Here is a 433-nt window from a genome sequence, read left to right as displayed (position 1 = left end):
GACTTGGAACGCTATCATGATATAAAAGTGAATGATAAACGAGTACTTCGTATTTGTAGGAAAAAGAATATTAAATCAACAATTAAATACTCGAACAACGGATGCACGCGTCAGGCTTCAAATCCACAGTTCATAGCAGAAAATGTATTGAATCGGGAATTTTACGCCGATGCGCCAAATGAAAAATGGCTTACTGACGTTACAGAGTTTAAATATTATATCGGTCAAGAAAAACACAAAGTATATTTCAGTGCCATTCTAGATCTTTATGACAGAAGGATTGTATCCTATGTAATTAGTGATACAAACAATAACGCCTTAGTGTTTGATACCTTTGACAAAGCCATTGAAAGTAATCCTAATGCTCATCCATTATGTCATTCTGATAGAGGTTATCAATACACAAGCCGTACTTTTCATGCAAAATTAGAAG

Annotated in this window: 1 protein-coding gene; it reads left to right on the top strand. The window is 34.4% G+C overall.

The features are described from left to right. On the top strand, nucleotides 1–433 hold a 433-nt coding region (locus tag KTH90_RS24725; protein WP_238727623.1), incomplete at both ends, for a DDE-type integrase/transposase/recombinase.

Origin of the sequence: Diplocloster modestus (assembly GCF_019042245.1) — a bacterium.
Classification (GTDB): Bacteria; Bacillota; Clostridia; order Lachnospirales; family Lachnospiraceae; genus Diplocloster; species Diplocloster modestus.
This window is presented reverse-complemented; position numbering and strand designations above follow the sequence as displayed.